General features: G+C 60.2%; 21 protein-coding genes and 1 pseudogene. 6 read left to right on the top strand and 16 right to left on the bottom strand.

The genetic code is table 11. The features are described from left to right. Nucleotides 1-77: 77 nt before the first annotated feature. From HOY44_RS15715 to HOY44_RS15695, 5 genes are read right to left on the bottom strand one after another with little or no spacing between them, the layout of a single operon-like run. Nucleotides 78-1,403, bottom strand: coding sequence for a TRAP transporter large permease (locus HOY44_RS15715; protein WP_287435916.1), 1,326 nt, complete (start codon nucleotides 1,401-1,403; stop codon nucleotides 78-80). A 33-nt stretch (nucleotides 1,404-1,436) separates the two neighbouring features. Continuing rightward, nucleotides 1,437-1,961, bottom strand: a complete 525-nt coding sequence (locus tag HOY44_RS15710) for a TRAP transporter small permease (protein ID WP_287435914.1) — start codon at nucleotides 1,959-1,961, stop codon at nucleotides 1,437-1,439. Further along, complete coding sequence (locus HOY44_RS15705; RefSeq protein WP_287435912.1) at nucleotides 1,961-2,995, bottom strand: TRAP transporter substrate-binding protein; 1,035 nt, start codon at nucleotides 2,993-2,995, stop codon at nucleotides 1,961-1,963. Before HOY44_RS15705 ends, HOY44_RS15710 begins: the two co-directional genes overlap by 1 nt. Nucleotides 2,996-3,051: 56 nt before the next feature. Then, the gene (locus tag HOY44_RS15700; RefSeq protein ID WP_287435910.1) at nucleotides 3,052-3,375 is read right to left on the bottom strand and encodes a 2Fe-2S iron-sulfur cluster-binding protein; all 324 of its coding nucleotides are present in this window, start codon (nucleotides 3,373-3,375) and stop codon (nucleotides 3,052-3,054) included. A gap of 14 nt (nucleotides 3,376-3,389) precedes the next feature. Then, nucleotides 3,390-4,652, bottom strand: a complete 1,263-nt coding sequence (locus tag HOY44_RS15695) for a cytochrome P450 (protein WP_287435908.1) — start codon at nucleotides 4,650-4,652, stop codon at nucleotides 3,390-3,392. A gap of 143 nt (nucleotides 4,653-4,795) precedes the next feature. On the opposite strand from HOY44_RS15695, the gene HOY44_RS15690 reads away from it, so the two are divergent. Next, nucleotides 4,796-5,320, top strand: a complete 525-nt coding sequence (locus tag HOY44_RS15690) for a MarR family winged helix-turn-helix transcriptional regulator (protein WP_287435906.1) — start codon at nucleotides 4,796-4,798, stop codon at nucleotides 5,318-5,320. Between the two features lie 37 nt (nucleotides 5,321-5,357). On the opposite strand, the gene HOY44_RS15685 is transcribed toward HOY44_RS15690, so the two are convergent. From HOY44_RS15685 to HOY44_RS15670, 4 genes and pseudogenes are all read right to left on the bottom strand, one after another. After that, on the bottom strand, nucleotides 5,358-5,516 hold the full coding sequence (locus tag HOY44_RS15685; protein ID WP_287437292.1) for a hypothetical protein: 159 nt from the start codon (nucleotides 5,514-5,516) through the stop codon (nucleotides 5,358-5,360). A gap of 121 nt (nucleotides 5,517-5,637) precedes the next feature. Then, nucleotides 5,638-5,878 (bottom strand): annotated as a pseudogene (locus HOY44_RS15680) (helix-turn-helix domain-containing protein); the annotation flags it as partial. 10 nt (nucleotides 5,879-5,888) lie between these two features. Beyond that, nucleotides 5,889-7,064 carry a Rieske 2Fe-2S domain-containing protein gene (locus HOY44_RS15675; protein WP_287435904.1) on the bottom strand — a complete coding sequence of 392 codons (1,176 nt, stop codon included), beginning with the start codon at nucleotides 7,062-7,064 and terminating at the stop codon, nucleotides 5,889-5,891. A 37-nt stretch (nucleotides 7,065-7,101) separates the two neighbouring features. Further along, entirely contained in the window at nucleotides 7,102-8,016 is a 915-nt protein-coding gene (locus tag HOY44_RS15670; RefSeq protein WP_287435902.1) for a PDR/VanB family oxidoreductase, read from the bottom strand. 180 nt (nucleotides 8,017-8,196) lie between these two features. Here HOY44_RS15670 and HOY44_RS15665 point away from each other — a divergent pair, with 180 nt between their 5' ends. Both HOY44_RS15665 and HOY44_RS15660 read left to right on the top strand, forming a co-directional pair. Continuing rightward, a complete protein-coding gene (locus HOY44_RS15665) occupies nucleotides 8,197-8,748 on the top strand; it encodes a MarR family winged helix-turn-helix transcriptional regulator (protein WP_287435900.1) in 552 nt (183 codons plus the stop codon). 140 nt (nucleotides 8,749-8,888) lie between these two features. Next, entirely contained in the window at nucleotides 8,889-10,070 is a 1,182-nt protein-coding gene (locus HOY44_RS15660) for a Rieske 2Fe-2S domain-containing protein (protein WP_287435898.1), read from the top strand. Nucleotides 10,071-10,160: 90 nt separating this feature from the next. Here HOY44_RS15660 and HOY44_RS15655 read toward each other — a convergent pair whose 3' ends face one another. The 6 genes from HOY44_RS15655 to HOY44_RS15630 all read right to left on the bottom strand — a co-directional run bounded on the left by HOY44_RS15655 (nucleotide 10,161) and on the right by HOY44_RS15630 (nucleotide 17,680). Beyond that, complete coding sequence (locus HOY44_RS15655; protein WP_287435896.1) at nucleotides 10,161-11,255, bottom strand: ABC transporter ATP-binding protein; 1,095 nt, start codon at nucleotides 11,253-11,255, stop codon at nucleotides 10,161-10,163. Nucleotides 11,256-11,264: 9 nt separating this feature from the next. Continuing rightward, nucleotides 11,265-13,004: an ABC transporter permease gene (locus HOY44_RS15650; RefSeq protein WP_040885937.1), complete on the bottom strand. Its 1,740-nt coding sequence runs from the start codon at nucleotides 13,002-13,004 to the stop codon at nucleotides 11,265-11,267. Nucleotides 13,005-13,025: 21 nt separating this feature from the next. Continuing rightward, a complete protein-coding gene (locus HOY44_RS15645) occupies nucleotides 13,026-14,057 on the bottom strand; it encodes an ABC transporter substrate-binding protein (protein ID WP_287435893.1) in 1,032 nt (343 codons plus the stop codon). A 502-nt stretch (nucleotides 14,058-14,559) separates the two neighbouring features. Next, on the bottom strand, nucleotides 14,560-16,152 hold the full coding sequence (locus tag HOY44_RS15640; RefSeq protein WP_287435891.1) for a tripartite tricarboxylate transporter permease: 1,593 nt from the start codon (nucleotides 16,150-16,152) through the stop codon (nucleotides 14,560-14,562). Beyond that, a complete protein-coding gene (locus tag HOY44_RS15635; RefSeq protein WP_287435889.1) occupies nucleotides 16,149-16,703 on the bottom strand; it encodes a hypothetical protein in 555 nt (184 codons plus the stop codon). The genes HOY44_RS15640 and HOY44_RS15635 overlap by 4 nt, the downstream gene beginning before the upstream one ends. Nucleotides 16,704-16,726: 23 nt before the next feature. Continuing rightward, complete coding sequence (locus HOY44_RS15630; RefSeq protein ID WP_287435887.1) at nucleotides 16,727-17,680, bottom strand: tripartite tricarboxylate transporter substrate-binding protein; 954 nt, start codon at nucleotides 17,678-17,680, stop codon at nucleotides 16,727-16,729. Nucleotides 17,681-17,791: 111 nt separating this feature from the next. Between HOY44_RS15630 and HOY44_RS15625 the strand changes: the two genes are divergently transcribed. The 3 genes from HOY44_RS15625 to HOY44_RS15615 are packed head-to-tail and all read left to right on the top strand — an operon-like array spanning nucleotide 17,792 to nucleotide 21,123. Beyond that, nucleotides 17,792-18,289 (top strand): MarR family winged helix-turn-helix transcriptional regulator, encoded by a 498-nt coding sequence (locus HOY44_RS15625; RefSeq protein ID WP_287435885.1) that lies wholly within the window; start codon nucleotides 17,792-17,794, stop codon nucleotides 18,287-18,289. Next, nucleotides 18,286-19,722, top strand: coding sequence for a sulfatase family protein (locus HOY44_RS15620; protein ID WP_287435883.1), 1,437 nt, complete (start codon nucleotides 18,286-18,288; stop codon nucleotides 19,720-19,722). The genes HOY44_RS15625 and HOY44_RS15620 overlap by 4 nt, the downstream gene beginning before the upstream one ends. A gap of 12 nt (nucleotides 19,723-19,734) precedes the next feature. Then, nucleotides 19,735-21,123, top strand: coding sequence for an FAD-binding oxidoreductase (locus tag HOY44_RS15615; protein ID WP_287435881.1), 1,389 nt, complete (start codon nucleotides 19,735-19,737; stop codon nucleotides 21,121-21,123). Between the two features lie 121 nt (nucleotides 21,124-21,244). Here HOY44_RS15615 and acmB read toward each other — a convergent pair whose 3' ends face one another. Then, entirely contained in the window at nucleotides 21,245-22,444 is a 1,200-nt protein-coding gene (acmB, locus tag HOY44_RS15610; protein ID WP_287435879.1) for a methyl acetate hydrolase AcmB, read from the bottom strand. Between the last annotated feature and the right edge of the window lie 78 nt (nucleotides 22,445-22,522).

Raw genomic sequence — 22,522 nt, 5'->3', positions numbered from 1 at the left:
GGGTTGGACTCAACGAGCCGCTATCTCGATTTCTCTGTAGCCGAACTCCACCATAGCATTCGTTTGAAAATCTGAACTCATCCGGCGCCGTTCAAAAGCCGCGGCAGGAACAGAACGATTGCCGGCAGCAGGACAACCACGGAAAGCCGAAAGATATCCGCGATCCAGAAAGGCGTGACACCTCGAAAGATTGTCCCGGTCGACACATCGCCGACGACCGAACGCATGATGAATACGTTTAGGCCGACTGGCGGCGTTATCAGGCTAATTTCAGTAACGACCACGACAACAATCCCGAACCAAACCGGGTCGAAACCAAGCTGGCTTACAACAGGGAAAAATACCGGCACCGTGAGGACCATCATCGACAAGCTCTCGAACACGCAACCAAGAACGATGTAGATTAAGAGGATCAGCCCCATTACCGCAATCGGAGGGATGTCATTCCCAGTCACGAATGCCACGAGTGCTTCAGGCAGCCCTACGATGTTCACGAAGTTGGAAAACACCCATGCGCCTATCAGAATGGCAAAAAGTCCGGCGGACGTGATACAGGTCTCAGCGAGTGCGCGTTTTAGTGCGAGCCAAGGCAATTTCCGGCGCCACAAAGCGATCACAAAGGTGCCCATTGCACCCATTCCAGCCGCTTCCGTCGGAGAAAAGCTCAGGTTCAATGGCCAGAAATCAAGGATGCCGTAAAGCCCACCGATCACGAAGACGAAAAGGGCCACAACCGCACCCACGCCTTTTAATGCCTGGAGCCGTTCGGACCAAGGCTGACGTTCGCCCCTTGGTCCTGACTCTGGCTTGCGCCACACGACGAATGCGACGGCGGCGAGATAAAATAGAATGCCGAGAAGCCCGGGAACAAGCCCAGCCAGAAAAAGCGAGGCGATAGATGTCTGAGTAAGCAGGCCGTAGATGATCAGTATGACCGAGGGCGGAATCAGGATACCCAGCGTGCCTCCTGCCGCAATGGAGGCCGTCGCCAGCCCATCGGAATATCCATAGCGTCGCATCTCGGGCATGGCGACACGGCTCATCGTGGCCGCAGTCGCCAGCGATGAACCTGAGATGGCCGCAAATACTCCGCAGGCAGCAATGGTCGCCATGGAAAGTCCACCGCGCCAATGACCGAGGAACGCGTTCGCCGCGCGATAGATTTCGCGGCTCATTCCGGATTGGTTCACGAAGAGCCCCATCAGGACGAAAAGCGGTATAACCGACAGACCATAGTCACGAGCTGAGTCCGTTACCAGCCGTGCGGTCATCGACACCGAAGCCTGCATGGACGTTTCATAGCCATATCCCACAAGACCGACAGACCCCATGGCCAACGCAATTGGCACCCGCAGGAAGACGAGAAGGAGAACGGCGGCAAAACCGATAAGGGCGAGTGTCATTTCAGCGTCCTTTTCGAAATCAGAATTGAAGTGTCATTGCGACTCGGCTTCGGTAACGCCGCGCGCACCGTCATCGGGATTCACGCGCGGAAGGAATAGGATAAATATCCCGCGCAAGATCATTGCCGCCGCCGATAGCCCGAGACCAATTGCGATGAAAAACAGTAGCCAAGCCACGGGTATCCGCAAATAAAGCGTCACCTCGCCGTATCCCATTGTCCGGGCCGCACTCTCCCAACATTTTATGACGGGCCACCAGAGAAGCACCCCGAAAATCAAATTCATCAGGCCGTCGCGCGCGCGAGCGAACAGATAACTATCGAACAGATCCACTGAGATATGCCGGCCCCAGAGTGAAGTAGCGGGCATGGCGGCAAAAACTGTCGCTGCAAGTAGGATCTCGGTTATCTCCGCTGCCCCGGTGATAGGGGCACTCGCGAAAGATCGCATGACGACATCCGCGAAGGTCAGACCCATCATAGTGAGCAGACTGGCACCAGCGATCCAGAGGGGCAAGCGCGCGGCCGATTGCACCGCGCGCTCGATTGTCGTTCGCATCAAGAGCCGATCTCCGACATAGCTTTGGCCATCTCTTCATCGAACATCGCTTTTGCTGCCACTGCGTCCACACCTCGCTCAGAGACTCGCTGCATTACGGTGGCCTTGATGTTTTCAATGATCGGGGCAAAGTGGTCGATATCTGCCTGGGAGGCTTCAATGATCGGATTTCCCAGGCTTCGGGTGTTTTCGAGTGCGGCCACGTCGCCGCCGTCCCAGAGGCGCCCGAACAGGGCCGACATCGGCTCACCAAAGATCTTTTTATCGAGTGCCGCCTGCAATTCGGGATCAAAGCTCTCCCACGTGTCCTTTGACATGATGGCCGCGAAGGAGCCACGATACAGGCCACCGGGAACCTCGAACATCACCGGGGCAACTTCATCCAAGTTATAGCCGATGCGCCCGTCCACATTCATGCTCACGGCATCTGCTGCGCCCGCTGACAAAGTTTCATAGACTTTGGTGGCCGGGACTTGGATACCTACTCCGCCGAGCCCGTCGATCGCCATTGAGCCGACCCCTCCCGGCGCTCGGATCTTCATTCCGTCCACCTCGGCAAGGCTCTCGATTTCCTCTGTCAAATGAAGTTGCGCCGGACCGTGTTGAAACATCGCGATAGTTTTGAATTCGTCCTGTTCGCCGGCAGCTTCAAGATGCTCTTTCCAGACCCGCCAATACGCAATCGAGGCAGCCTCGGCATTACCCTCGACCCCCGGCAACTCGGTCAGTTGAGGGACGACGAAACGCCCCGCGTTGTATCCATGAAAAATGAAGGTAATGTCGGCGCCGCCATCTAGCACGAAATCGGCCATGGCCGGCGGCGGCACCAGATTGAGTTTGATCTCGGCGGTTAGAGCGCCGTCGGAAACCTCTTCGATGCGGTCCACGAACGCAGGCCACATATCGGCGTTCACGACATGATTGGGTCCGGCCCAAGAGGCAATCGTCAACACACGCGGGTCGTCCTGCGCCAAAGCGGCTGTCGCAAAATGCGCCGCAATACCGGCGACAAGGATCCTCTTTGTCGTTTTCATGTTTTTCCTCCCTGAAAATGAAAACTCGTTTACCCGCCCTGAGGCGGGCTCGTCCCTCAGAACTGGTCCTCGGGTATGGTGATGTCTGCGCCCTCCAAAGCAGGCGTCACCTTCACCTGACAGCTTAGCCTGCTGTGTTCGGTGCGCTCGGTCGCGGCGAAATCGAGCATGTCGTCCTCGGCTCCCTCCGGCTGGCCGATCTTCTCCATGGTCGCCGGGTCGAAGAAACAATGGCACGTCGCGCAGGCCATCGCTCCGCCGCATTCGGCGATGATCCCGTCAACACCAGCGCGCTGCGCTGTCTCCATGACGGAATTTCCAATTTCGGCCTTGACTGGAATGCGCACTCCATCGGGTCGAACAAAAGTGATCTGAACCATGTTCACCCCAAATCTTAGCGCGCTTCGTTCAATCGCACCGGCAACCGCGAAGGTCCCCGAAACGAGAGAGTCCGTGTGAAGTCGATGTCGTCGTTTGCCAGCTCCATGTTGGGAAATGCAGTAGCGAGTTCTTCGATCAAAATCCGGAGTTCCAGTCGCGCGAGCGGAGCGCCGAGGCAATGATGGAGCCCCTTTCCGAACGCCATATGCTCTCTCGCGTTGCTACGTCGAATGTCAAAAGTATCGGGCGCGTCAAATTTGCCCGGATCGCGGTTCGCAGATGCGAGAGACAGAAGAAGTCTTGCGCCTTCGGGCAAGTCGACCCCTCCGACTGACACCGGTTCTTTCGCCTGCCGCCGCCAAGCCACCACCGAAGACGAATGACGAAGACCTTCTTCGACCGCATTCTTTGCAAGCGATAGGTCCTCGACGACCGCGTTCCATTGCTCAGGATGATACATCAACTCCAGAATGATGTTGCCTGCCGCGTTCGTCGTCGTTTCGTGCCCCGCTAAAAGGAGGCCGAAGACAAGGCTTCTGATCTCGTTCTCGGTCAGAACGTCATCATCGCCGTCGCGTATCTGGAATAACAGGCTGGGGTAGTCGTTTTTTGGGGCGTGTTTGCGGTCTTCCACCAAATCGACGGTGTAGTCCCAGAAATCAGCCAGATCGCGCGCAGCCTGATCAAGCTCTTGGTCGCTTGCATGGCCCCAGATCATATGAAGCCTCAGGTCGCCCCATTCTTTGATCTTCCTTGGATCAAAATCCGTGACGCCGAGCAGCAGAAACACGACTTGCGCGGGGAATTCATAGGTTAACGCCTGCACCAAGTCGACTGTGTCCTTGCCGCGCATCTTATCGATATAGCTACGGGCCAGTTCGCGGATCCGGTCTTCATAGGACATGAACTGCCGGATATTCAGAAACTTGGTTGCTGAAGTCTTGATGCGGGTATGGCGTGGTGGATCGCAGGCCACCTGGACAGCTTCATTGGTGAACTTCCGGTCCGTCAGGTAACGCCCAACACTTTCCGGCCAAGGAAAGACTGGCTGCGTAGCCAACGCCGCCGAAAATCGTTCGCTGTCGGGCATGATCGCCTCGATGTCCTCTCGGCGCGTCACAACCCAATAGCCGATTTCCGGCGCATGGAAGATTGGGACCGCCTCACGAATCGAAGCGAGGAACTCATACATCCCGCTATGCTCGAATGGCTGAAATTCGCGCGACGCTTGATCCATCGGACAGCCCGCGGCCGCCCGGCTCACCGGTGCATTCATCAGTAACTCCTCCCAATAGCGACGGGCGAATCGACCCGCTGCATCGCCACGTTAAGAAACCGATGTTGTTGCGTCAACTTTATGTTGTGGCGACAACAAAAAGTCCGCTGTTGTCCGCCGGAGAGTTTGTCTAACGTCTCTTCATGAAAAACGAATTTGATTCATTCGACTCCCTATTCTTGGTCGACGTCGAGGATGAGGATGGTGAAACAAGCCGCACCTTGAGCTTTTCGCGAAGCCCAACCGTTCTGCTGACTTTCGCCGCCAACCGTTTCACGCGAGCCGCGGCCAAGACTTATGCAGAAAAGTTCGGGATTGGTGCTGTAGATTGGCGCATGCTGGTCATGCTCACGCGAAAGCCGGGGGCGACCGTGACGGAGTCAGCCAACACGATAGGGATCGACAAAGGAGCCGTAAGCCGCTGCATCTCGCGGCTGGAGGAGCTTGCGCTGGTGCGGAAAGGCGACCTCCACGCAAACGGGCGCAGTCGAGGCTGGTGGTTGACCGAAAAAGGCAAAGAACTACACGCCTGCATACTCGAAGAGGCGCTCGAACGCCAACGCATGCTCCTTGATGGATTCACGTACGAGGAGATTGAAGCGTTCACGGACATGTTGCGCCGGTTTGTGGACAACCTCAGCAACCTTAACAGTCGTGAGAACGAGTGAGCTTTCGGAGGCGCCTCCAGCATCTAAGCGGAACCAATTAGAGAGAGGAGGCAGAAGTCATATGCTCGGCTTCGTTGACGACAATTGTCTCAAGGAACATGCCGATAGCCACGCTTTCTTCTGTAGGAGAGTAGCAGAAGCCCTTATGCTGGCCTTTCGCAGCCTTCCTCTTCGAGGACTCGATCGATTTCAGCATTTAGGACCTCATAAGTCCTCGGCTCCCAGTTGGCAGTCGGAAATGCGATCATTTCCAAGAAGAGCGCACTCAATTCAAGCTCCGTATCGTCTCCATAGAGTTCCTGGCCCCGAATTCGCTTCAGTGAGCGCCTCATGAGGGCCAGGTCCTTGACCTTCTCGCGAATAGGTTCCGGGATACGATCCAGACCCGCGACGGTCTGGGGCGGCGGTCCTCAAGTGCATCAGGCCCGCCGGTTTGATACCTGTTATACCAGCGATAAAACGTGGTTCTAGGGAGTCCACCTTGTCCAAGGTTCGTTTCGTCGGCAGATGCGAACCTTCGACGTGGCGGATGATCTCCAGCTTTTCGGATGCGGGATAGATATCGGGCTCAAGCCGGTTCTTCGATCCAGTTTCCGGCGGGCGTTTCGATCCATTCCTGGCCCGGCTCGAAGGCCACTCCGACAGGATCGCCACCCTCCTGCACCGCCTTGACCTGACGCAGGACAAAGCGCCGGAGCATGGCGATGCCCTGATCGGTCGTGCCGAGGTGTTCGTGGTTGTGCCACGTTTTGTCGCCCTGCCCTTTCTGGGCTTCGTAATCCCCAGGCATCTCGCGTCGTTCGGCTTCGCTCAGGTCTTCCCAGTATTTCCCTTCACCGCGCGTGCCACGATGACCCCGCAACTCGCCCGCCGTCTTGACGCGGCCGACCGTGTAGATGCGGAAGTTCACATCGTCGATCGGTAGGCAGAACCCGATGAACTGGCATCTTCCCTCGGCAAGGATCGGGCTGGGAACGACGCGGAGCGTCGGCATCTGAACCTCGGAAATCCGCCGCAGCCGCTTGCCATCGCCCAGATCGCGGAAAGAGGTCGTGCGCACGCCCAAGTCCTCGGTCGTGAAGTGGCAGTCGGGCATGGTCATCATCTCGGGCACGAACTGTGAACCCGAGAACGTGCCGTGCAGCACGACCACGTGGAACGGGTCGATGATGTTCTCCCAATGCTGGAACCAGTTGAAATCGCAGATCACCGGACCGCCGCCGCCGATAGAGGTGTCGTCGGTTTCCAGCAACTCGCCGTCGTCAAGGTTTTCAAGAAGCTCGTATCGCGGGAGCAACGGCTTCTTTTCCGGTGGTCCCATGTAGACCCAGATGAGGCCATACCGTTCCTCGACCGGATACCACGGCTGGCGAACCTTCTCGCGCTGCCCTTCGCCCATCTTCGGCTCGCAGGGTTGTTCCAGGCAATTGCCTTCGGCGTCGAAAAGCCAGCCGTGATAACAGCAGCGAATGCCGCGGTCTTCGACCTTGCCGTAGTAGAGCGACGTTCCGCGATGGGCGCAGCGCGGGTGGACGACGCCAACCGTGCCTGAGCCGTCGCGAAACAGGATCAGGTCCTCTCCGAGCGCGCGAATTCGCTTCGGCGTCGCAGTCGCATCTTCAGACAATCCGACCGGGTGCCAGTAACGACGCAGGAGTTCGCCCATCGGCGTGCCGCGCGTGGTTTCTGTGAGGAGCGGGTTGGGCACCGGCTCTTTCAGGTTGTAAGCGGTCATTTCGTTCATTGGCTGGCTCCTCCACTGGCCGGGTCGTCGTCGCGCTTCACAAATCGAGCACAAGACGGTCTGTCTTGGCGCGGGAGCAGCAGATCAGCATCGCTCCCTCCGCGCGTTCTTCGTCGGTCAGGACAAGGTCCTGGTGGTCCGCCTCGCCCGCGAGGACGCGCGTTTCGCAGGTGCCACAGACGCCCACGCCGCAGGAATGCTCCGGCGAAAGACCTGCATCGATCAGGGCGTCCAAAATAGTTTTGTCGGACGGCACGATGACTTCGGCCCCGGTTCTAGCAAGCTCGACCACGAATTCGCCTGCCCCTGCTTCGAGTTTCGGGGGCTCGAAGCGTTCGATATGGACATGGTCGGCAGGCCGGTCCGCACAGGCCGCCACGAAAGCGTCGAGCATCGGCGCCGGCCCGCAGCAGAACAGATGCGCGTTGTCCGGGGCCATTGAAGTCAGTGGGGCCAGATCGGGCATTCCGTCTTCGTCATCGAAGTGAAGGGTCGCACCAAGGGTAAGAGCGTCGCTTAAAAACCCGGCGTCGGTCCGCGAACGCGCGCAATAGGTGAAGCGATAGGAGCGGCCCACTTTGGCCAGTGCTTCGGCCATGAACAGAATCGGCGTCACCCCGATTCCCCCGGCGATCAGGTGAACCTCGCCATCCGCCGCCAAGGGAAAGGTGTTGCGCGGTTCAGAAATGTCGATGACGTCACCGGGGCGCAGTCGGTCGTGAACCGCCTCGGACCCGCCTCGGCTCTGCACTTCGCGGCGGATGCCAAGCACGTAATGCCCCGTATCGCTGCCCGCCGTCAGCGAGTATTGGCGCAACGGCGCGTCTAGAATGGAAACGTCGATATGGGCGCCTGGTTCGGGCGGAGTGAGTTCGCCGGCCAGCGGCTCCAACTCGACCCGAAGCACGCCGGTACACTCCCATCGCATCAGGCGCACCCGCACTTGTCGCATTCCGTCCTTCACTCGCAATTGTCTCCGTGATCCTGCGGCTCGAGGGCCTGTTTCGCACCTCTCGTCCTACAAATTGCATATGCAATTTGCAAGGGTAATTAATGCCGCGTAGCGAAGCTTGTTGGCCTTGGCCGGGCGTGCTAGACGTAAATTGCGAGTGAAACAAGGGATTTGAGAGCTATGTCGGACCTTCAGGCCGTGCGCGAGTTACGTCCGGACGAACTGGCAATTCCGCCGCGTCGGGACGAAGGCGACGTCGTCATGGCCGAGATGCTTTCGGTCCGTCTTTCATGGCTGAACGATGCGGTCGAACACCAGACCAACAAGATCCTTCACAAGGTCGCCGGGCTGAACATGCTCGAATGGCGTTGCCTGCTGACACTTTGCACGCGGGGGCCGAAAACCGGAAAGGAAATCGCCAGCGCCTGCAACATCAGCCCGCCTCAGGCCAGTCGCGGATTGCGTTCATTGGGCGCAAAAGGGTTGGTCGAATGGTCTGGCGGCAGCGACAAACGCTATTTCGGCCCGGCCACGGTTACCGACGAAGGCTGGCGAATTTATCATCGCATTTCCCCCATTTCCCAGCGTCGAAACGAATGGCTCCTGAGTGATCTGACTGACGAGGATCGTGACACATTGTTTCGACTCTTGGCCATCGTGCGCAAGCGGGTCGATGATGGCACGCACATCGACCACTTGATCGAAAACACAGCAGAAAACCCGGCAGAATAAAAATTCCACCTTCCCGCGCAGGCTCATCTGCGCGCCTTTAATTGCAGTTGCAATTTGCTAGTTGAGCGGGCTAATCTGCACGCAACGCAACGCGCGTCAGAATTGCTTGAACAAGTGGAGGACAAGACATGGAAGGGTCGATGCCCATCGTTGACACGGCGTATAATCTGAAAGCGCCCCAACCAAACACGAACCTGACGGACGTCGGGCGCGGCACGCCTATGGGCGAACTCCTGCGCCGCTACTGGCACCCGGTCGGGTTGGCGGCGGATGCCACCGCGACACCAAGAAAAATCCGCGCTCTGGGCGAAGATCTGATCCTGTTCCGCGATGGCTCGGGAACCGTCGGCGTCGTTCACCCACGCTGCGCGCACAGGGGCACGTCGCTTTACTACGGGAAGGTCGAAGACCGTGGCATCCGCTGCTGCTATCACGGCTGGCTTTTCGACGCCGAAGGCAACTGTCTGGAACAACCCTGCGAGCCGAAGATGGGCGAAGGGCAGCGCGAGAAGGTTCGCCAGCCGTGGTATCCGGTCGAGGAACGGTATGGCCTCATCTGGGCCTACATGGGACCGGCCGACAAAAAGCCGCTGCTGCCCCGATACAAACTGCTTGAGGAGTTCGAGGATGGCGAATTCCTCGAGGCCAATGACATTTCCATCGGAAGCGGCGGCCCTGTTATCGCCGACTTCAACTGGTTCCAGCATTGGGAAAACGTGATGGACCCGTTCCATGTGGTGGTCTTGCACTCGACCTTCTCGGGAACGCAGTTCGTGCCGGAAATGGCGACCATGCCGGAGTGCGATTTCACGAACGAACCGCTTGGCGTGCGCACGACGTCCTACCGTGACCTTGGCGACGGCAAGCGCCTGCGCCGGATCACGGAGGTTCAGATCCCGACGCTACGTGTCGTGCCTTCTCCGTTGCTGACACCGGGTCGCTGCCAATCCATCGGCTTTGTCCTGCCGATCGACGACACCCATTTCCGGATCTATACGGTCGGCCGCGTCACGAAAGAGGGTGAATTGTCAGGCATCCGCTCGCGCCAAAACGGCAAGCTGTGGGAGGACCTGACCGAGGAGGAGCATCAGATGTTCCCGGGTGACTATGAAGCGCAGAAGGCACAGGGCGACATTACCTGGCACAACCATGAGCACCTCGGGACGACGGACCAGGCCATCGTCATGCTCCGCCGATTCATGCTGCGGCAGGTGAAGATCGTGCAAGAAGGCGGCGACCCGGTTGGTGTGGCCTTCGTGCCCGGCGAAGAATGGATCGACAGCCCGGCGGGCAATTGGATCGAGGACGCGCCCAACGCATAAGCGAAAACGCCCACCGCTTGATGCGGCGGGCCCAAAACAAAACAGGCGCTGCAACCGGTCGGGTTGCAGCGCCTTTTCAATGTGTGGATTTCAAGCCGCCTGTTTCGCTGGAATGACCGTCGCGTGCGGCGCACGCACCCAGACTGGCATCCCTTCGACCAGATCGTCGTCAAGCGCCGAGACAGCACGCAGGGTCAGGCCGCCCTCAATGTCGATCTCGCACTCGGTGACGTTGCCCTGAAAACTCAGCTTCCGAATGCGGCCCTCGAATACGTTGGCGTCGATCTCGGGCTTCTCTGCGGACAAGAGCAGGCGCTCGGGCCGCAGAACCAGATCGACCTCGCTTCCCGCCGTCACGGGCGTTTCATAGGCAAGCGTAAGGTCGGGGCCGCCGTGTATGTGAAGCGCAGCGCGACCGCCGGGTGCGAGTTCCCCCACCCTACCGCGCAGGATGTTGGCCGACCCGAGGAATTCCGCGATGAAAGGGTCCTCCGGTATGCGGTAAATCTCGCGCGGGCTTCCTTCTTGCGCGATGAAGCCCCCGTTCATCACGGCCATTCGATCCGCAAGCACGAAGGCCTCGGCCTGATCGTGGGTAACGAACAACGCGGTGACGCCGACCCGCTGGATCATGTCCGCCAGTTCGTTCCGCATCGTGATGCGAAGCTGTGCGTCGAGGTTCGAAAGAGGTTCGTCGAGAAGCAAGAGCTTTGGCTCGCGCACAAGAGCCCGGGCCAGCGCCACGCGCTGCTGTTGGCCACCTGAAAGCTGGGTCGCTGACCGGTCCGCCATCTTCAACATGCCGACCGTGTTCAGCACGGAATTCACCCGTTCCCTGATCTCGGACTTGGCGACGCGCGGACGCTGGACCCGGAGTGGGTAGGCCACATTCTCGAATACATTGAGGTGCGGCCAGATCGCGTAGGATTGGAACACCATCCCGATGGGCCGCTCATGAACCGGCACGAATATGCCCCGTTCGCTATCGGACACCACCTGGCCTGAAATTTCGATCCGCCCACTAGAGGCGGTTTCGAGACCTGCAACGCAGCGCAGTGTCGTTGTCTTGCCGCAACCAGACGGGCCGAGTAGCGCGTAGCATTCGCCCTCGGGAACCGTGAAGTCGATCCCGTGGATGACCTGAACCGCGCCATAGGACTTGGTGAGTTTCGTGACTTTCAACATGGTTTGACCTCAGGACGAACGTGACAGCGCGCGGCGCGCCAATATGACGATGGGAATGACGAGCAGTACGATGAGCGATCCAAGGGCCGCCGCCCCGATGGTGTCGCCGTTCTGGTACAGCCGCCACAGGAGCACGGACAGAACCACATTGTCCGGGCTGTGCAGGATAAGCGGCAGTGTGAACTCGCGCACCCCCACGATGAAGAGCAGAACGAAGCTGGAAAACAGTGCCGGCCGCATCAGGGGAAGAACTACGCGCCATTGTGTGCTGATCCAGGTCGCTCCGGACGCGGACGAGGCCTCTTCCAGTTCCTTGTGCATCTGCAAGAGCCCCGCCTTTGCCAGCCGAGTGGAGATGGCAAGGCGGTAGCTATAGGCGATCACGAGGATCCATACGGTCCCATAGATCCCCACAGGCAGCGTCAGGTAGAGCAGCATGATCGCCAAACCTGCGATGACCGACGGAATGCCGATAGACATGAACGAGAAGAAGTCGAGGAGCGTGCGCCCTGGAAACTTCAACCGCATGACGACCCACGCGACGAGACCACCCAGCATGGTGATGATCGCTGCGGAAGCAGCCGCCACGAAGAACGTGTTGCGGATCGCCAGCCAGAACTCGCGGCTTGCAAAGAGCCTCTGAAACGGCTCGGCCGAGAAAGATGACAACGAGGCGAGTGACGGAGGGGCGAAGCCGAAGAACGCGGTCCAGACAAGGACGAGCGCGGGCAGGATCCCGGCGAGCAGCACATAGGCGCTGAGAAACAGCATCGACGGCACTTTCCAGCGACCAAGCTCCAGCCGCCGCTGGCGATATGCCTTGCCCGTCACCGTCACGAACTTGTCGGCGCGCCGGACGGCCAGGTTGTAGAGCGCGAGCAGAAGAATACCCATCAGCAGGAACGGGAGCGCCACCGCTGCCGCACCGCCGTAATTCGGCAAGCCGTCGGCCGGATTGAGCTCGTACAAGATCCGGTAGCTGAACACGTTGATCTGGGCCGGCACGCCGATGACGGAGGGCAGTTCGTATTGCTCCAGTGTCACGAGGGTCACGAGGATCAGCGGCGCGAGCAGACCGGGCAGGAGCACAGGCACGGTCACCTTCCTGAACGTGGTCAGGGACGAGGCACCTGATGCGCCGCTCGCCTCTTCCAGCGAGGGGTTCATCGTGCGCAGGGCCGAGGAAAGCAAAAGATAGGTGAACGGAATGGTTGCAAGCGACTGACACAGGATCAGGCCGCCCATGGAGAACACGTTCACCACGCCCTTTACACCGAACACCTGTTCTAGCGCGACGTTCAACCATCCGGCTTGCGGACCCATAAGAAAAATCCACGCGATGGCCAGAACGATGCTTGGCACCAGCATGGGGAACAGGATCAACGTGAACCATGTGTCGCGCGCGGGCAGATCGGTACGCTCGATGAGCCACGCAAGCGTGAACCCGACCGTGAAGCTCAGCGTGACCGAGCCGCCGGCGAAGATGAGTGTGTCCGGGATGATCCGGGTATAAAGCACCGACGAGGTGTAGACGTCGATCAGGTTGCCCAGTGTCCAGCCCGCCCCGGGCTCGAAGGGCAGGAAATCGGAAGGGCCCCTGAATGCTGTGAAGAGGAGCATCAGCAAGGGAACGGCAATCAGGTAGATCGCAAGCGCCGTTCCGGCGATGATGATGATCCACGCCGCGAGGCCAAGTTCCGAGCGGCGCCTGGGGCGCCGCTCGCGGTTCCGTTCGGAACTCTGTGTCATGGAAATCTCAGCCATCTGCGTTTAGTCGGCCTGACCGGACAGGATATCGCCAGCTTCTTTGTACAGGGCCGACCGCGCCTCGATCACCTCAGGCGTATCGTCCACGACCGCTTTGCCATCGGCCCAGATCATCTGCGCCAGTTCGTTATCGGCATTCGGGCGTAGGTCGTCTTCGAAGATCGCGGCCTTGCGCGCCGCCTTGCCTTCTTCGGACGCGAGCCAGCCCGCCAGCAGAAGCCCTGCGTTCGGATGCGGCGCATCGTTCATCAGAACCGAGCCGAACTGTCCAAGGACCGCAGGTTCGGGAACGACGAAATCGACCGGCAGACCGCTTTCCGCCCAGAGCTTCGGAAGCGTGTCGACTTCGATGGCTGCATAGATGCGCTCACCGGACTGGAGAAACGTGTCACGCGGCGCCCGCGTCAGAAGCATGTCCTGCTCCATCAGGCCACGCGCAAAATCGAGTGCTTCTTCCTGACCCCACTCGATCGACAGGGCCGAAACGAGACGGGGTGCAAGGAAAAGGCTCCCTGCCATCTGACCCTTGTACTTGGGGTCGAGCAAATCCTTCCAGTTGGTCGGCAGGTTCTCGGTGTCTGCCAGTTCCGTGTTGTAGGCGAACACGTAGACGATGTTGTTGGTGAACCCCATACCCTCGTCGAAGGCCGTGTTTGCGGGATCGACACCGAAGAGAGACCAGTCCACAGCACTGAAGAGGCTGCGCTGGTTCAAAGGCTGAACGCCGGTGATGGAATGCCAGAAAACGTCGACCTCGTGCCGCCCTGCACGTGCTTCCGCAATCGCCTTGGTCACGATGTCATTGTCGCCAACGACCTGCACGTCGATGCCCGGGAACTCGGCGGCGAAGGCGGCCGGAATCCACTCGACTTCGCGCCCGTTGGTGCCCCACATGACCACAGAGCCTTCCTCTTTGGCCTTTGCGTAAAGCTCCTCCACTTCTGGGCTCGATTTCCAGTCCGACTGGGCGGTGGCGGACGATGCGGCGAACAGCATCGAACCGGCTAGGACGCTGGCTACAAGTTTATTGAACATTCGCTCCTCCCTGAGCTTGGTATCGGTTTTGCGTCGCGACCCACCACGACGGACGTCTTGAGCGCTGGTTTTCAGGTCGAAAAGTCCCCTGAAATCGGCGAACCGATTGGTCTGATCGGACATCATGTTCCCGTTGTGCGCATCAAAATGCATATGCAATTTGAGATTAAATGTCTACGAGGAAAGTGATTTTTGACGATTCCATTCCTCGATCCAGAAACCCATTAGAAAACAAATTACTATTGCAATTTGACGGGTTGACGTTGCCGTAGCAGGTGAAAAAGTTCTCGGTTCGGGTTGGTCAGATCGAAGAACACAGACCGTCTCACGGCGACATTGCAGTGTTGGGTGCTCACATGTGTTGACGGCTACGTTTACGCACGGGTTTCCGCCTGGTATCGCCTTCGGCCCATACAGGCCGTTCTAGCCGGACGAGACGCACGTCTGCTCTTGGTGAGACTGATTGCGGAGCGGCAAACCAACTCCGCATCGCGCGCTTGAATTACTTCGACCTTTTGCTGCTGCGCGACAGGAAAACCAAAGCCGCGAGCGACAAGAAAAGGAACGCGACCGATATCGGGCTTTTGAACAGGAACCACGGGTCGGCGCCGGAGGCCGAAAACGCTTCGCGGGCACTTCGTTCGATCGGTCCTGCAAGAATAAAGGCGATGACGAAAGGCAGAACTGGAACCTGCATCTTTCGCATGAAGTAACCGAATAGGCCGAAGCCGAGCGTCGTCCAGATCGCGAACATCGAGGTTTCCTGAACGTAGATCGCCGTGAGTGCGACCAGCAGGACGACGGGCAACAGGTAGTGTGCCGGGACCTTGGCGAGCACGCCCAACGCGCGCATGAACGAGCCGCCAACGGTCCAGTTCAGAATGTTGCCGAGTGCCATCAGAGTGAAGATGCCGAACGCAGTGACAAGCTCGGGGTTGATCTCGTTCGGCGTGAATGTGAACACCGCCGGGCCAGGATTGAAGCCGCCGATGCTGTCGGCTGCGAGGATCAGGAACACCGCCGCCGCGTTGCCCGGAATGCCGAGAGACAGCACCGGGATGAGGTTCGCGCCGGAAACGGCCGAGTTTGCGGCCTCGGTCGCTGCGATCCCTTCTGGCGCACCCGTTCCGAACTTCGCGCCACCCGGCGGCGACTTTGCACGGTGCCGCCGGTCGGCCAGCGTGTATGAAAGGGTGGCCGCGAGGGTCGATCCGACACCCGGAAGTGCGCCGATCACTGTGCCCACGACCGCGCCCCTGCCGATGTAGGGGACGATCCGGCGGATGTCGCCCTGCTGAAGCCCGTCTGCCGCGCCGTCCGATCCGACATCCGTGACCTTGAGAGCGAACTTGTTGCGCCAGAGCTCTTCGAGGGTCGACAGGATTTCCCCGACGATCAGAACGCCGAGGACCGCCGAGATCAGGGAAAACCCGTCGCGCAGCGCAAGCAGGCCAAGTGTCAGGCGGGGCGACAGATCGTTGCCGGAAGCGATGAACGCGACGATGAGGCCGAGGCTAACGGACAAAAGTCCCTTGCCGACCGACGCGCCCATGACCGCTGCGATGAACGAAATCGACAAGATGAGCAGTGCGGTTTTCTCCGGGAGGTCGAGATAGCGCTCGACCACGACGGCGAGGAACGGCGCGCAGATAAAGAGGACGAGGTCCGAGAACGTGTCGCCTGATACCGAGGAGATCTGAGCGATGCGCAGCGCCCGCTTTGGCTGTCCCTTGCGCGCCATCGGATGCCCGTCGAGTGTGGTCATCATCGCGTCCGGCGTGCCGGGCAGATTGAACAGGATCGCGGGGACCGCGCCGCCAATCGTTGCCCCTTTCATGATCCCGATTAGAAAGGCGAAGACCGGCAGCAGCGCGTCAGGCGTGAACCCGAACGCCGAGATTAGGAGCGGGAGCGAGATCGCCATTGCCATCGGTCCGGCAAGGCCGGGCGTCGCCCCCACGGCGACCCCGGTGAAAAGGCCGGCGATCAGCATGACGACCGCGATCGGAATGCCGACCCCGAAGATCGAGAACAACTCGGGTCCGTTCAGGACCGACATGATCCCGAGGCCGATGTATTGGAGCGTCTCGCTCATTGATCACCATTCGGGGGCAGAAGAAGGTTGTCGAAGGCTAGGTCGAAGACACCGATGAGAACGAGCGTCGCCAGAAGTCCGATCAGGACGGCCTTCAGCGTCACCGTCTTTTCGACCAGTGAAATCAGCGTCATCACAAGACCGGTGCCGCCAAGGACGAAGCCGAGGTATTTCCAAGGCGCCGTGTCGCGCAGGTTCCGGTAGGTGTCGCCCTCGCCGCTAAAGATCGCGACGGCGAGCGGCCCGGCCCAGGCCATGACGATGAACGCGGCAATGCAGGTCGGTATGGCGAGCGTCAGGAAGGCGAAGTTGCGCGCGCCGAGCGCGCCCTCCATGTCCTTTTTCCGGGCCTCCAGAAGCAGGATCAATCCGGACAGGAGCATAAGTCCGAATGCGAGGCCGGGGGCCATCGCGTCGCCAATCGTGACGCGTCCGCGCTTGGACTGGACGAAGCCGGAGACGGTGTCGTTCGGCACCCAAACGACCAGTGCAAAAAGCGCCAGTGCGACGACCAGGGCCCCGAGGACCATATTCTGATTGATGCGACGCACTGGCTTTTCCTATTGCGGCTCGGTTAGCCGTTCACCGCTTCGATCAGCTTGGCGGCGTCTTCGACGGAATGCTGCATGTAGATGTCGAGATCTTCGCCCGTGACGACCGCAGGGCCACCGAAGGCTTTGGTCAGCATGCCGTTCGCGTCGGTCGAGCTGTCTTCGGCCACGGCCCGGATCGCATCGCCGATCGCTGCGCGAGCGGCAGGGTCCATGTCGCCTGGGGCGATGAACATGAAGTAGCCGTCCAGCAGGTAGTCACTGCCGAGGTCGGTGATGACGGGTGCATCGGGCGTGTCGGCCAGCGGCGTCTTGATACCGCGCGCGATGTTGGTCATCTCGCCCTGCGTGACGGATTTGGACTGCGCGCCCGCAACCCAGCCGATGTCGACGTCACCGCCGCGCAGGCCGTCCATGACGCCAGCACCGCCACGAACCTCGACGATGTTAAAGTCGATGCCGACCTTCTGGCCTAGATGCCATGCCATGTCGGCCTGACGGTCCGAAGCGGTGGCGAACCGGATCGGCGTGCCTGCTTCGGCTGCGGCTTTGACTTTGTCCCAGCTGTCGAAGGTGCCGCCACTCATCGCAACCAGACCCATCTGGAACTGAGCGGTTGTCGCGACCGGGGTGAACTTGTCCAGTTGCAGCGCGGGATCACCGGCTGCAAGCGCGGAGTAGGTCAGCGTTTCGGAAACGACCATCCCGATCGCGGTGCCGTCCGCCGGTGCGTTCGCGAGTTCAGCTGCAAGGTTCAGGCCGGAGTTGCCGGGGGCTTGCTGCGGAATGACGGTCCAGCCGAATTTTTCTTCCAGACCCTGAGCGATCAGACGGGCCTGCGTGTCGGCCCCGCCACCGGCAGCGAAGCCGATGTACATCGTGATCGGGCCCGGCGGTGTCCAGTCCTGTGCCTGAGCGACGAGGGGTGCGGCGCACAGAGCGGCAGCCGCGATGAGCGGTTTAATAATAGTGGTCATGAGGTCCTCCCTTGGATGGGAGATTCGTGCCGCAATAAGGTGGACAAGTCAACGAAAAAGGTTGACTTGTCCACCTTATTGGAAAATGACTAAGAACGGGAGGACGACCAGATGCCACGAGATCGCGACAGCACCGACGATACACTCGACCCGTTCGAGACATTCCTGCCGCTCGCCTATCAGATCCACCAACTCGACATGAAACTCGCCGCTCAGGCCCGTGCCGTGCTGTCGAACCAGGACGGACTGACCCTGCCGCAATGGCGCATCATTCGCGTTATCGGAATGCAGGTCGCCTCCGGCTCCACCGCCGTGCGCAAGACGCTCGGGTTCGACAAAAGCCAGTTTTCGAAAACGATCGGAAGTCTCGTCGAACAAGGCCTGATCGAGGTTGGACCCCACCCCAGCGACAAGAGGCAATCGGAACTCAAGCTCGCGCCAAAAGGCCGGGCGGTATTGGACCAACTCGGCCCGATCCTCGACGACCGGAACCGGCGGCTGATGGCGGCGCTGTCCTCTGCCGAGCAAAACATGATCGTCAGCGCGCTCGCCAAGCTGAGCGCCGCTGCCGAGCTGACCGAATTCGACAAAGAAGACCCAAGCGCATGAACAGATCAAAGAACCTTCTCGTCATCATGTCGGACGAGCATCAGGCCCGCGCCATGTCCTATCTCGGACATCCGCTGGTCAAGACGCCGAACTTCGACAAGCTCGCAGAACGCGGCATCACCTTCACGAACGCCTACACGCCGTCGCCGATCTGCGTGCCCGCGCGTGCGGCCTTTGCGACTGGCCGGTATGTCCATGACATCCGGTTGTGGGACAATGCCATGCCGTACACGGGCGATCCCCGGGGCTGGGGGCATGCGCTTCAGGACAAGGGCGTGCGGGTCGAATCCATTGGCAAGCTTCACTACCGCGACGAAGCTGACAACGCCGGGTTCGACGTCGAACACATCCCGATGCAGGTCGTTAACGGGGTGGGCATGGTGTGGGGCTCCATCCGGCGCGAGGACGAACGGGTCTATAAGGATGGGCGTATGCTGGGCCCCTATATCGGTGCCGGGGAAAGCAATTACACGCGCTACGATCAGGCCGTCGTCAGCCGCACACGCGACTGGCTTGCCGATGCGGCCGCCCGCAAAGATGGCCAGCCATGGTGCCTTTACGTGGGCCTCGTCGCGCCGCATTTCCCGCTGATCGTGCCGCAGGAGTATTTGGACATGTATCCGCTGGACAGCCTGCCGCCCATCAAGAGCCGGCCCGACGACGGGTATGTTCAGCACCCTTGGGTCGCGAAGCAGAACAACGCGCTGCGCGGCGACAAGGCGTTCAAGGACGAAGAAGAGCGCCTGACCGCTGTCGCCTGCTACTTTGCGCTGTGCAGTTTCCTTGACGACAATATCGGGCACCTGATGGATGCGCTCGACGCGAGCGGCCAGATGGACGACACGACTGTCATCTACACCTCTGATCACGGCGACAACGTCGGTGCGCGTGGCTTGTGGGGCAAATCGAACATGTATGAAGAGTCGGTGGCCGTGCCGATGATCCTGTCCGAACCGGGCGCCAAGGCCGCGCGCTGCGCGACGCCCGTCAGCCTGCTCGACGTGTCCCAGACAATCATCGAGCACTTCGGCGCGTCGTTACCGGGCGACCGGCCCGGCGCAAGTCTATACGACATCGCCGCCGCAGAGGAAGACGCCGAGCGCGTCATCTTCTCGGAATATCACGCAGTGGGCGCCGTCTCGGCCGCCTACATGGTGCGCAAAGGCAGGTGGAAGCTCATCCACTATCACGGGTTCGCCCCGGAGCTTTTCGATCTGGAGGCCGACCCCGAGGAAATGACCGATCTGGGAACGGATCCGGCCTATGCCGAGGTCGTCGCCCAGATGGAAGCGGAGCTTGAGAAGATCTGCGATCCGGGCGCCATGAACGACCTCGCCTTCGCCGATCAGGACGCGATGATCGAGCGCTACGGTGGGCGCGAGATCGCGATGAACATGGGCGCGCCGGCAGCAACCCCGCCGCCCGAGACGTAAGGATTTCGACCGATGAACGATATGACCCGCACGACGAACATCGACGCGGCGCTTGATGACTTGCGCGCAGCTCTGGGTGACCGTCTGTCCACCGGCCCCTCGATTCTCGATCAGCATGCGCATGACGAAGCATACACCCCACCGGTCCGTCCGGATGCCGTGGCATTTCCCGAAACCACTGAGGAAGTGTCCCGGATCGTAAAGATCTGTGCGGCCCACGACTGCCCGATCGTGCCCTACGGTTTCGGCACATCGCTGGAAGGTCAGGTCGTGCCTGCGTCGGGCGGCATCAGCCTCGACATGAGCCGAATGGACCGCGTTCTGGCGATCAACGAAAACGACCTCGACGCTGTCGTGCAGCCGGGCGTGCGCCGGACGCAACTAAACGACGCTTTGCGCGGAACCGGCCTGATGTTCACCGTGGACCCCGGCGCAGATGCGTCGATGGGCGGCATGGCGTCGACCCGCGCGTCCGGCACCAATACGGTGCGGTACGGAACGATGCGCGAAAACGTCCTTGCGATGGTAGTGGTTCTTGCCACCGGCGAGGTGATCCGGACCGGGAGCCGCGCGCGCAAATCCGCGTCCGGCTATGATCTGACCCATCTGTTCATAGGTGCGGAAGGCACGCTTGGCATCATCACCGAGTTGACCGTCAAACTGCACGGCCAGCCCGACACGATCTTGTCGGCGACCTGTGCGTTCGACACCGTCGACGATGCCGTGAACACCGTGATCCTCGCGATTCAGATGGGCCTGCCGATGGCGCGTATCGAGCTTCTGGACGACGTGCAGATGCGGGGGATGAACCTGTTCAAGCCCGAGCTGGGCCTGCAGGAGAAGCCGCACCTCTTCCTTGAATTCCACGGCAGCCAAGCCGGTGTCGCCGAGCAGGTGGACCTGTTCCAAGCAGTGGCGGAGGAGCATGGGGCGAGCGTTTTCGCGTCTTCGACGAAGATGGAGGAACGCAATGCGCTCTGGGCGGCGCGGCACGAGGCGTATTACGCAGGTCGGGCGCTTAAGCCGGGCGCGAAAGGGCTGATCACCGATTGCTGCGTGCCGATCTCGGCGCTTGCAGAGTGCATCACACGCACGAAGGTCGAGATCGAGAGTGCGGGTCTCTTGGCCCCGCTGGTCGGACACGTCGGCGACGGGAATTTCCATCTGAACATCCTGATCGACCCGGCAGACACGGACGAACTAGAGCGGGCCAAAGCGCTTGCGGCCAGCGTGAATGATATCGCGCTGTCCCTCGGCGGCACCGTGACGGGCGAACACGGGGTCGGCCTGGGCAAGCGGAAATACATGAACGCGGAACACGGCGCGGCGTATCAATTCATGCAGCACCTGAAAGCGAGCGTGGACCCGAAGGGAATATTGAACCCCGGAAAGTTGGTCTGATGATAGTGACGAAGCGCGGCCAATGGCTTCTTTGAAATCATAACTTATCTAAGGCCCGAAACCCGCCAAGTCGGACGGGGCGCGCACGCGCCCCGTCCTTCAGCCTAGCGGGAAAATGCTGTTATTGCCCCGATAGGGCCGCGTAGACCGCGCTCTCGAAATCCATATACCCTGGAAAGGAGACCCCATCTGCGAACGGCAAGATCTGCGTTGCCCAATAGCCGCCGATCCCGTTTTTCCGATCAATCCAGTAGTAGCTGTTCGCCAGCCCGGCCCAGCCGATAGCTCCTGCTGGGCGCCCGGTCGGGGCCTCTTCGGCGTTAACCATGAAGGTGTAGGACCAGTCCTTGGGCATGCCCGGAAAGAACTCTGCATCATTCGAGAGCGAGGGGATGACGCCGGGCAACATGGTAACCTTCTGCGGCGGGACAAGCGCGCCCTGCACGGCCCATTCAACGGTTTCGGGTTTCAGGACCCGCCCGTTCGGACCGGCACCTTCATTCAACCACATACGGATGAACTTCATGTATTCCGGCACGGTCGCGTACAGCCCGTGGCCCCCCATGTGGACTTCGGGATCATCGGGTAGTGCGAAATCGTCCATCGGGGTCAACCCGCCATCCTCGCCCCGCGCGTGGATGGTCGCGGTCCGCTCCTTCATGTCAGGCGTCCGGGTAAAGGCGATATCCTGCATTCCGAGCTGGTCGAAAATCCTCTCTTTCATGACCTCGCCCAAGCGTTTGCCACGGATGCCTTCGACGACCTGTCCGACCCAGTCGATGTTTGTGCCGTATTCCCACTTCGTGCCCGGATCGAACAGCAGCGGCGTCTCGATGCAGGCACGGCTTCCGGTGACGACTGAGGGCTGGCCCTGCTCTTCTGCAAGGCGTTTGTAGGTCTCGTTGAAGAAGTCATACCCGAAACCGGCCGTGTGCAGCATCAGCTGGCGGGTCGTGACGTCGCTTTTCGGGGCGCGCAGGCGGGGGGTTCCGTCCGCGTCGAACCCGTCGATCACCTTCAACGCACCGATGGCCGGGGCGTAGTTCTTCGCAGGAGCATCGAGGTCCAACAGACCCTCCTCGACACATTGCAGGGCTGTCGTGCCCGCGATGGCCTTGGTGGTCGAGAAAATGGCGAAGACCGTGTCCTCGGTCATTGGCTCGCCGTCCAGACGCCGCTCTCCAGCCGCGCCGGAATAGATGTCGCCATTGCGGTCCGTCGCCATCGCGACAACACCGGGCACACGCGACGGACCGGTGACCAGCCCATTCAGAACGGCGTCACAGCGGGCTTTCAGATCGTTTGTGTTGATGTCCTTCATTGGTTCCTCCCTTGAAGACGTGCAGGGGAGAATGCGGGACATCGGGCGTGCGCGCTGTCTGCGACCGGCATGGTCTGT

The sequence above is a fragment of the Maritimibacter sp. genome (assembly GCF_016774595.1).
Classification (GTDB): Bacteria; Pseudomonadota; Alphaproteobacteria; order Rhodobacterales; family Rhodobacteraceae; genus Maritimibacter; species Maritimibacter alkaliphilus.
The sequence above is the reverse complement of the archived record's forward strand: the minus strand, read 5'-3'. Positions and strand labels throughout refer to the sequence as shown.